This window comes from Thermogemmatispora sp. (genome assembly GCF_042408735.1).
Lineage (GTDB): Bacteria > Chloroflexota > Ktedonobacteria > Ktedonobacterales > Ktedonobacteraceae > Thermogemmatispora.
In genome coordinates this window covers 1-10,046 of the sequence record NZ_JBHOQV010000091.1, presented here as the reverse complement: position 1 = coordinate 10,046, position 10,046 = coordinate 1, and the positions used below count along the sequence as shown (strand labels likewise).

Genomic DNA, 10,046 nt, shown 5'->3' with positions numbered 1-10,046 from the left:
AGTAACCACCCTCACCACGTTGCGCCGATCCGTGTCGAGCAAGTAGTAGTAGTGAGATGACGGAGAACTGCCCAGAGAGACGTGCCACCCTGCCACGTTACCTGACCCCAGGAGTCCCGTTTCTCTACTATCCCCCCACGTTTGCCTCGCGCCCGCGGAACCGTTCTCTGAAGCTCGTTACGCCTACATAATAGCGCGCTCCCATGAGAATAACATGAACGTGGGAGGGCAAATCATGACGATTCTTTCATCGTTTGAGCACAGAACCGGGTCGCCAACGATTACAGTTTGTTCATCTTCTCCCAGTCGCGGTTGAAGCGCTGGATAGCCTCCTCGCTCAGGGGGTCGCTGATCAGGTCGAGCAGGACCTGGGGAGGGGCGGTCAGATCATGGGCGCCGGCCAGGAGGGCGCGGGCGGCCTCTTCGGCTGTCTTGATGCTGGCCACCAGTACGCGCGTTGTGCCTGGCTCTTGCGAGCGGCAAAGCGAGGCCATCTGAGCGATGCGTGTGGCGGCCTCGATCCCGGAGCGTTCCAGGCGGTTGTAGTAGGGGATCACGAAATCGGCGTGCACCTGGAGAGCACAATAGACCTGGGGGAGCGTGGTCACGGCTGTGAAGGCCAGGGCATAGCCCTGGGTGCTCAAGCGGCGCGCCACGCGCATTCCCACCTGGTTCATGGGGATCTTGGGGATCACGCGCTCGGGAGCCATCTCGATGTAGCTGAGGGCCTCGCGATACATCTCCTCCTCCGTACTGGCGCCCGGCTGCATAAAGACATGGCCGCTCAGTCGCTCCAACAGCGCCTGCAGCACCTCGTGAGGCGAGAGCCGCTGACCGCGCTCGCGGGCGGCCAGCAGCAGCGTAGGGTTGGTGGTCGCGCCAGCCAGAGGTACCGTGCTGGCCACGTTCGTGATATCATCTATCAAAGCAGTATCAACATAGAGGGCCATGCGTATGCTCCATCCTCAACTCCTGGCTGACAATGTTCCACTGCATGCTGAGCAGCGCTTACTGATCTTGAATTCGGCGGCGGACCCCTTTGTTCAGGTTGCCGCGCGTCAGCTCAGCCGTGGGCGAATCGTTCTGGCCGAAGACAACGTCGGTGCCCTTGAGCAAGCGTACGCTGTCCCTGCCCGCAGCCAGCTAGAACATGTTCCTTTCCATGAGTATACGCGAGAAACCTCGCCGAATACCATAGATGTGGCGGTTATGAATCTGCTCTATCAGCCCTCCAAAGCCTGGGTCTACTACGGGCTAGAGGCGGCTCGCTATGCTCTCAAACCTGGTGGGCGCCTCTATGTCACGGGAGCCAAAGATCGTGGCATCCTCTCGATTGCGCGGCGGATGCGCGAGTACTTTGGCAATCTGGAGACGCTGGAGATCAGCAAGGGCTGGCGGGTTGTCGCGGCGGAGAAGACCGCGGAGACGCCTCTCTCCTCGCAGCCGCCCTCCTGGCCGCAGCGTGAGGTCTTCGCGGGCGGCGAGCTGGACGAGGGGACGCGCCTCCTGCTCGACGTCCTGGAGGTCTATGTGACCGATGTGGCACTCGATCTCGGCTGTGGAGCTGGCTATATTGGTCTTCATATTGCCGAGCGGGCGCGCAAGGGGAGCGTGACCCTGGTCGACGCCAGTCTGGCAGCGGTTGCGCTGGCGCGGCAGCGCTTGCAGGAGAAGGGCCTGACCAATGCCCGGGCGCTCCCCAGCGACGCCACTAGCGCCGTGAGCGGGCAGCGCTTCAGCTTGATTGCCACCAATCCTCCATTCCACGTCTGGGGAGTCAATACCAAGGCCGTCGGTGAGCGCTTTATCCGTGAAGGCGCGCGCCTGTTGACGCCGCGCCGGGGACGCTTCTATCTGGTGGCCAATCGTTTCTTGAAGTATGAGCCGGTGCTGGAGGAGTGCTTTGAGGAGGTCCAGGAAGTAGGTGGCAACAGTCGTTACAAGGTTCTGCGCGCTAGCTCGCCCCTGCGTCCCGGGCGGCGCGGCGAGCGTGTACGCGATGAAGAGCCAGCCCAGCTCTATAAAGGATGGCGTTGAGCATGAGCCGAATAGCCTATCTCAATGGTAACCTGTATACGATGGATGAGACCCGACCTCGGGCGCAGGCTCTGGCAGTCGAGCGCGAGAGCGGGCGCATTGTGGCGGTCGGCGATGATGCGGAGGTGCGTCGGGCGGCTGGTGGCCAGGCCGAGCTGATCGATCTGCGCGGTAAGACGGTCTTGCCCGGCTTCATTGATGCCCATATCCACCTGCTAGCCACAGCCTATCGCTCCCACGACATCGATGCGGCGGCCTGTAACAGTGCCGATGAGGTGGCCCAGCTCGTGCGCGAGCGAGCTACCCGCACGCCCGTTGGTCAGTGGGTCGTGGGTGGCCAGTGGGACCGCAACCGCTGGTCAACGCGCGCTTTTCCTTCTCGGGAGGTGCTGGATGCCGCGGCCCCAGAGCATCCGGTCGCGCTCTGGAGTAAGGACGGTCATCTGCTCTGGGTCAATTCGCTGGCCCTGGCGCGGGCGGGCATCACCGCTGAAACGCCCGATCCGCCCGGGGGCGCCATTTTACGCGATGGCAGTGGCCAGCCGACCGGTATTTTGCAGGAGGGGGCGGCTATGGAGCTGGTGGCTCGCCTGATCTCCTCTCCCTCGCCTTCCCTGGCGCGCCAGCTCCTGGAAGAAACCTGTGCCTCTCTTCTGCGCTCGGGGATTACGGCCATCCACGATATTGAGGATCGCGCCACCTACGATTTGTTAGCCTCCCTGCGGGCAGCGGGACGCCTCCCACTGCGCGTGCGCATGATCCTCCAGCGCCATCCTCTGCCCGAGCTGCGCGCCGGTGTGCTCAAGGCCGACGAGGAAGATGCCTTCCTGCGCATCGGCGGCATCAAGATCTTCGCCGATGGCACGCTTGGTTCGCAGACCGCCGCCATGCTCGAAAGTTACGAGGGCAGTGCCTCCAACTATGGGATCCTGGCTACTCCCGAGGAGCAGATGCGTGCTCTCGTCAGGGAGGCAAGCGAGCTGAATCTGATCATTGCCATCCATGCCATAGGCGATCGGGCGGCGCGTGTGGCGCTTGACGCCATCGAGCTGGCTCGGCGGCAGCTCACGGAGCAGGAGCGGCGGGCGCGAGGACGGCTGCGCTATCGCCTTGAGCATCTGCAACTGGTGCAGCCTGCCGATCTGGAGCGGATGCGCCATCTGGGGGTGATCGCCTCGATCCAGCCCTACCACGCCGTTGCCGACCGCGACATTGCCGAGCGCTACTGGGGGCCACGCCACAAGCAAGCCTATGCCTATCGCAGCATGTCTGAGCGGGGCATTCCGCTGGCCCTTGGCTCCGATGCTCCCGTCGAGCTGTTTGAGCCACTGCGCATCGTCTACGCGGCCGTCAAACGCACCGATCCGGAGAGCGGGCGCCCTTCCTGGCTGGCGGAGCAGGCTCTGCCGCTGAGCACCGCCCTCTACGCCTACACTCTTGGGGCAGCCTACGCCGGGGCCGAAGAGGCAGATAGAGGCTCGCTCAGTGTCGGCAAATTTGGCGATGCCGTGGTCTTACCAGAAGACCCATTCCAGATTCCGCCGGAGCGCCTCGTTAGCAACGGCGTCCAGGCTACGATCGTTGGCGGCCAGCCGGTCTTTGGCGATCTCTGACCGCCCGCCGTTGCTGAGGAGGCGCGGGCGAGCAGCGAGCCTGGGGCCGCTTCAGTGGGAGCGGACAGCGCCTCGCCCCGCTCGCTCAGCCATCGTCGTCAAGAAAGGGCTGGCCCTGCCGGCGATAGTAGCGCTCCAGGGCCTCGATCCACTCTAGTTGGGCTGGGGTCTGTGGCACAAAGCAGCCACGGGCCGAGGAGAGCAGGCCCACGGCCAGCGGCGCCGAGTAGCCCGCGCGCACCAACAGCGCGGCAGCAATCATGGCCGAGCGCCCGATCCCGAGCCGGCAATGGATGGCAATATGCAGGCCAGCCTCTAGCAGCCCATACAGCTCGCTCAGCAGGTCCTGAATAGCCCCGTCCAGGGGCGGCCCCTGCAGGTCGGCAATCGGAAAATGAAAATAGCGCACCCCCTGCTCTTGGCAGGTCTGCGCCTCGTGCTGGAGGCCGATCTCTTCAATCTCCTCGCCTGTCAGAAGCGAAACCAGAACGTCTACCCCCGCCTGGCGCAGCATCTTAATGGCCTGTTCCAGTAGCGCGCCGCCCGCTGGATGGCCCATGATGCTCAGGCGCTGGTCCTTCAACAAGTCAACGGTGTACAATCCTTTCACCACAGCCATCTTGCTACCTTTGACCCCCTATTAGATGCCAGCCAGACCTGCTGAGGCTGGTCTGAGAGGCAGGAGGCGAACCAGCTCAGGCGCCGGCCCAACTGCGACTCAGAGATGCAGGCCGTCTGGCGGCTCAGATGCAGGCTCAGCAAGCCCTCCCTTCCCCCCTTTGCTCTCCTCTGCCCATCCCCAGGCGGCATATACTGGGAGTATACCAGAGAGGTATAATAGTCTCAACTGATCAACTCTTTTTGAGGAGCATACAGGCATGGCTACTGCTGCTCGGCGTGTAGCGAGCTTTGGGACCACTATTTTTACGGAGATCAACGTCCTGGCCCAGCAGCATAACGCCCTCAATCTGGGGCAAGGCAAGCCCGATTTTGACTCCCCTTCCGACATCGTTTCCAGGCTGATCGAGGCTCTGCAGGCCGGTCAGTACAATCAGTACGCTCCGGGGCCGGGGACGGCGACGCTGCGCCACGCCGTGGCCTCCCATGCGGCGCGCTTCTATGGCCTTGACATCGACCCCGAGCGTGGCGTCATCGTAACCGCGGGAGCTACCGAGGGCATCTTTGCCGCCGTCTTGGGACTGGTGGATCCCGGCGATGAGGTTATTGTTATCGAACCATTCTACGATTCCTATGTGCCCAATATCCTCATGGCCGGCGCCGCGCCTGTCTACGTGCCGCTGCATCCGCCTCACTGGACCTTCGACCCCGCTGAGCTGCGCGCCGCCTTCACGCGCAAGACGCGCGCGCTCATTCTTAACACACCTCATAATCCCTGTGGGCGTGTCTTCTCGCGCGAAGAGCTAACCTGCATCGCTGAACTGTGCATCGAGCACGATGTCACTGTGATCGCCGATGAGGTCTACGAACACCTGGTCTTCGACGAGGCGCGCCACATCCCCATTGCCACCCTGCCCGGCATGTTTGAGCGCACCGTCACAGTCAGCAGCTCGGGCAAGGCCTTTAGCGCCACCGGCTGGAAGATCGGCTGGGTCTACGGGCATCCTGACCTCGTGGACGGCGTGGCCCGGGCCCACCAGTTCATCACCTTCGCCGTGCACCATCCCACCCAGGAAGCTATCGCCTACGCCCTGAACCTGCCCGATAGCTACTATCGCGATCTCAAGGAGCTGTACGAGCGCAAGCGCCAGTTACTCCTGCAGGCCCTCGATGCCGCCGGCCTGCCCTATCGCGTGCCCGAGGGCACCTACTTTGTCCTGGCCGACTTCTCCTCGATCTTTGACGGCACGCCGCTTGAATTTGCGCGCTATCTGATCAAGGAGATCGGAGTAGCCGGCATTCCTCCTGAGACCTTCTATTGTCCCGCCCACGCTCACATCGGCGGCAGCTATCTGCGCTTCTCCTTCTGTAAGAACGATGAGACCTTGCTGCAGGCGGGTGAGCGCCTGGCCCGCCTGGCTGAAAGGCGGCGTTAAGCGCTGGGTGGACACCGGAGGCGAAGGAAGGAAGGGTTGCTTAGGGAAGGCAGGGTCAGAGGTAGGTCAGGGAGAAGGAGCGGGAGAGGCTGAGCGACTGGCGCCAGAGCGTCGTGGGCGACGGTAGCTGCTGGATTCGCGCACGATCAGCTCCGGCTGATAGGTGAGCTGACGGTGCTCGTGGGTTGCGGCGTGGTCGGCCTCATCCAGGAGCAGCTCGGCGGCGCTGCGGCCAAGCTGATACTTGGGCTGACGCACGGAGGTCAGCGGGGTCGAGAGCATGCCAGCAAAATCCACGTCGTCGTAGCCGACGAGAGCAAAGTCGCGCGGGATGGCAAAGCCGCGCCTGGTGAGGCCGCGCATAACTCCCAGGGCCAAGAGATCGTTAGCGCAGAAGATAGCCGTTGGGCGCTCGGCGGGGTCCACACTCAGAATCTGCTCGACGGCGCGCTCTCCCTCGCGCGCGTTCAAGAAAGGCATGGTGATCTCCAGGACCACCTGGCCCGGGTCGGCGCCTGCCGCGCGAACCGCCCGCTGCACTCCTTCCAGGCGATCGGCGCATTGGCGGATCGAGTGAGGGCCGTTCACAAAGGCGATGCGCTCATGGCCCTGAGCCAGCAGATGCTCCACCGCCAGCTCGCCTCCGTGTACATCGTCGACGGCCACCGAACACAGGTCCGGCTGCCGGCTTGGACGGTCCAGCAAGACCACGGAGATGCCGCGCTTGCGCAGGCGATAAAGATGCGTATGGTCGTCCAGGACAGGCGTGATCAGCAGGCCATGCGCGCGCTGCTCTTCCAGCACGCGCAGATAATGGGCCTCGCGCTCGGGCGAGTCGTCCGAATTGCAGAGGATAACGACGTAGCCAGCCTCGTTGGCCGCGTCCTCGACGCCGCGTGCCACCTCCGTGAAGAAGGGATTCGCCACATCAAGGACCACCAGGCCGATGTAGAGACTGCGCCCGGCGCGGAGCTGACGCGCCGAACCGTTGCGGACAAAGCCCAGCTCGTCGATGATGCGCTGCACGCGCTGCCTTGTCTCTTCCGCTACTAGCTCAGGATGATTCAAGACGTTAGAGACGGTTCCGAGCGAGACACCGGCCCGCTCGGCTACCTCACGAATACTTGGCATGCACGCACTCCGTAGACAGAAGCGAAATCCATCAGGGATGGCGATGGTAAGGCGAAGTTCCCTGGCGCCGCCGGCGGGTCAGTTGCCGCCACCGGTCGGCCCTGACCATTTCCTGCAAGCGCCGGAGCCAGGTCCTGTGGCTGTCCTCCGGCGCTCCGGGCCGATCTCCTCCAGTCAGCGAGCGCCAACCGGTCCGCAGCCTCTCCCTCGTCTGACTGGCCGACCGACCCGACCCACCCGTATCATCAGATGATAGTATGCCACACCGGTCCGCTCTCTGGCTATTCGCCTGTCACCCTCCTGTGAAAAAGAGCGCTCTTCCCCTTGACAATCGGACTGGTCTCGATTATACTCTCAGCATTGAAACGTTTCAATTAGCAGCCGGCCCATATACCCCGGCCAGCTCAGCCGGACCAGACCAGAAACCAGACTGGCTGACTGGCCAATCGCCTGATCGTCGGACTGATCAGGGAATCGAATGTAGAACTGATCGTCAGCGAAGGACACTCAGTAGGGGGAGCTATGGAACTAGCTGCGCCGCAGGCGGCGGTGCCTGTGATCGAGCTGGTCGGCGTAAGCAAGCGTTTTGGCGCCATTCAGGCCCTCAAAGAGGTGGACCTGAGCCTCTATGCGGGCGAGGTCCACGCTCTGGTGGGTGAGAACGGTGCTGGCAAGAGCACGCTGGTCAAGATCCTGGCAGGCGTGCACCGCCCCGATTCTGGCCTTCTCAAAATCAATGGCGAGGCGGTCGAGCTGCGTGGTCCCGCCCAAGCTCAGGCCGCTGGCATCGCCGTCATTCACCAGGAACCGACGCTTTTCCCCGATCTTGATGTGGCCGAGAACGTCTTTATGGGCCATCAGCCGCGCGATCGTCTGGGACGCATCGACTGGCGTCGCATGTATCGCGAGGTAGAGCAGCTTCTGCAGTCGCTGGGCGTGGAGCTGAACGTCTATCTGCCGGTGCGAGGTCTCTCGGTGGCCGATCGGCAGTTAGTAGAGATCGCGCGGGCCTTATCGCAAGAGGCGCGCGTCTTAATCATGGATGAGCCGACGGCCTCGCTCTCCCCGCGTGAGGTCGAGGACCTCTTCGCAATTGTTGAGCAGCTTCGGGCGCGGCAGGTGGCGATCCTCTTTGTGAGTCATCGTCTGGAGGAGGTCTTTCATCTGGCCAGTCGCATCACAGTCCTGCGCGACGGTCAGCGCGTGATCACGGCCCCCGCTCAGACGCTCACTCCTGAAGAGACGGTTCGTCATATGGTAGGGCGCGAGCTGGAGGCCCTCTTCCCCAAAGAGCAGGCGGTCATCGGCGAGGTGGTTCTGGAGGTACGCCATCTGACGCGAGCCGGCCTCTTTCGAGATGTGAGCTTCCAGCTCCGGCGCGGCGAGATCCTCGGGCTGGCTGGCCTGGTGGGCGCGGGCCGCAGCGAGGTGGCGCGTGTGCTCTTCGGCATCGACCAGGCCGAGAGCGGCGAGATCCTCATCGCCGGGCGCCCAGTCACTATCCGCTCGCCGCGCGATGCCATGCGCTATGGCCTGGCCTATGTTCCAGAAGATCGCCATCAGCAGGGCCTGATCCTCGATTTCTCGATTGCCAGCAATATTACTCTCTCTATTTTGCGACGCATCGCGCGTTTCTCCCTCATCAGGTCGCGCCAGGAACTGGAGGTCGCTGCCGATTATGCGGAGCGCCTGCGCGTGCGCGGTGGGCGCTTGACCCAGGCGGTGCGCGCGCTTTCTGGCGGCAATCAGCAAAAGGTGGTCTTGGGCAAATGGCTGGCTACCGAGCCGCGCATCCTCATTCTGGATGAGCCGACGCGCGGTATCGATATCGGGGCCAAGGCCGAGGTCCATCGCATTATCTCCGAGTTGGCCGCGCGTGGCCTGGCCATCCTCCTGATCTCTAGCGAGCTGCCAGAGATTCTGGCCATGTCGGACCGCATCCTCGTCATGCACGAGGGGCGGGTCAGCGGACTGTTCAGTCGCGCTGAGGCCGATCAGGAGAAAGTCATGCTGGCAGCAACGGGACAGAACAGAGAGAGCAGGTGAGCGCATGAGCACAACAACGACCCGTCTGCAGGAATCGGGCTGGCGCGCGCGCCTGGGTGGCAAGCGCCTGGTGGCTCTGGTGGGCCGTGTGCGCGAGCTGGGCTTGATCGTCGTGCTCCTCGTGATCATTGCCCTGGTCGGCTTGCAGACGCCGCGCTTTCTGACAGCGGATAACTTCGAGCAGATCCTGCTCTCGATCGCTATTTTGGCGATCGTGGCGGTTGGCGAGACAATGGTGATTCTGACGCGCAATGTCGATCTCTCGGTCGGCTCGATCGTTGGCATGACGGCCTTTGTCTGTGCCGATCTGCTCAAGCATGACCGGCAGATGCCGGTGATCCTGGTCGTCTTGCTCGGCTGTGCCTTGGGGGCCTTGCTGGGGGCTATCAATGGCCTGATCGTGGCCCTGGGGCGCGTCCCGGCTATTGTGGCGACCCTGGGGACGCTCTATCTGTATCGCGGCCTGGATTCTTACATCGCCGGCGGAACGCAGGTGAGCGCCTACGATGTGCCGGATAGCTTTCTGGCCCTGGCCACGACTCATGTTCTGGGGATCCCAGCCCTGATCGTCTTTGCAGCAGCCATCGCCCTGATCTTTGCCTATCTGCTGCGAGCGACCCGCGGTGGGCGCGAGCTGTATGCTCTGGGGAGCAATCCCGAGGCGGCACGCCTGGCGGGCCTGCGCAGCGAGCGCCTGATTTTCCTGACCTTCCTGCTGTGTGGCCTCCTGAGCGGCTTCGCCGGCGTGCTCTGGGGAGCGCGCTTTGCCACGGTCGATTCGGGGGCGGCGACCGGCCTGGAGCTGCAGGTGATTGCCGCCGTGGTTGTCGGCGGGGTCAATATCTTCGGCGGCTCTGGAACAATCCTGGGGGCCATGCTTGGCGCGATCGTCCTCGGAACCATCGATAATGCTCTGACTTTGCTCAAGCTCTCGCAATTCTGGCTGCAGGCTATCGATGGTGCCGCTATTCTGGCGGCGGTAACTCTTGATGCCCTGATTACTCGCTGGCTCCAGCGCCGCCTCGTCAGTGGGAGGCAACGATGAGTGATTCGTCCGAAGTCAAGCCGCCTGCGCTCGACCTTGAGGCTTCTGCCACTGCTGCCTCTCCTTCGGCCCCTGCTGTGGAGCTAAGGAGGACCAGAGTCACGGCCTCTGAGCGCGCTC

At 63.1% G+C, this 10,046-nt stretch carries 8 protein-coding genes; 5 read left to right on the top strand and 3 right to left on the bottom strand.

What is annotated here, in order from left to right; translation table 11 throughout:
* Positions 1-281: 281 nt before the first annotated feature.
* The gene (locus ACFMO7_RS07245) at positions 282-950 is read right to left on the bottom strand and encodes a transaldolase family protein (RefSeq protein ID WP_376794853.1); all 669 of its coding nucleotides are present in this window, start codon (positions 948-950) and stop codon (positions 282-284) included.
* 4 nt (positions 951-954) lie between these two features.
* On the opposite strand from ACFMO7_RS07245, the gene ACFMO7_RS07240 reads away from it, so the two are divergent.
* Positions 955-2,037: a methyltransferase gene (locus ACFMO7_RS07240; RefSeq protein WP_376794852.1), complete on the top strand. Its 1,083-nt coding sequence runs from the start codon at positions 955-957 to the stop codon at positions 2,035-2,037.
* Between the two features lie 2 nt (positions 2,038-2,039).
* Entirely contained in the window at positions 2,040-3,650 is a 1,611-nt protein-coding gene (locus ACFMO7_RS07235; protein WP_376794851.1) for an amidohydrolase, read from the top strand.
* 85 nt (positions 3,651-3,735) lie between these two features.
* Here ACFMO7_RS07235 and ACFMO7_RS07230 read toward each other — a convergent pair whose 3' ends face one another.
* Positions 3,736-4,269 carry a dual specificity protein phosphatase family protein gene (locus tag ACFMO7_RS07230; RefSeq protein ID WP_376794850.1) on the bottom strand — a complete coding sequence of 178 codons (534 nt, stop codon included), beginning with the start codon at positions 4,267-4,269 and terminating at the stop codon, positions 3,736-3,738.
* Positions 4,270-4,528: 259 nt separating this feature from the next.
* Here ACFMO7_RS07230 and ACFMO7_RS07225 point away from each other — a divergent pair, with 259 nt between their 5' ends.
* Positions 4,529-5,704, top strand: a complete 1,176-nt coding sequence (locus ACFMO7_RS07225) for an aminotransferase class I/II-fold pyridoxal phosphate-dependent enzyme (protein WP_376794849.1) — start codon at positions 4,529-4,531, stop codon at positions 5,702-5,704.
* Positions 5,705-5,770: 66 nt separating this feature from the next.
* Here the strand turns inward: ACFMO7_RS07225 and ACFMO7_RS07220 are convergent, their stop codons facing one another.
* Positions 5,771-6,835, bottom strand: a complete 1,065-nt coding sequence (locus ACFMO7_RS07220) for a LacI family DNA-binding transcriptional regulator (RefSeq protein WP_376794848.1) — start codon at positions 6,833-6,835, stop codon at positions 5,771-5,773.
* A 522-nt stretch (positions 6,836-7,357) separates the two neighbouring features.
* On the opposite strand from ACFMO7_RS07220, the gene ACFMO7_RS07215 reads away from it, so the two are divergent.
* Positions 7,358-8,881, top strand: a complete 1,524-nt coding sequence (locus ACFMO7_RS07215; protein ID WP_376794847.1) for a sugar ABC transporter ATP-binding protein — start codon at positions 7,358-7,360, stop codon at positions 8,879-8,881.
* 4 nt (positions 8,882-8,885) lie between these two features.
* On the top strand, positions 8,886-9,926 hold the full coding sequence (locus ACFMO7_RS07210) for an ABC transporter permease (protein ID WP_376794846.1): 1,041 nt from the start codon (positions 8,886-8,888) through the stop codon (positions 9,924-9,926).
* Positions 9,927-10,046: the final 120 nt, after the last annotated feature.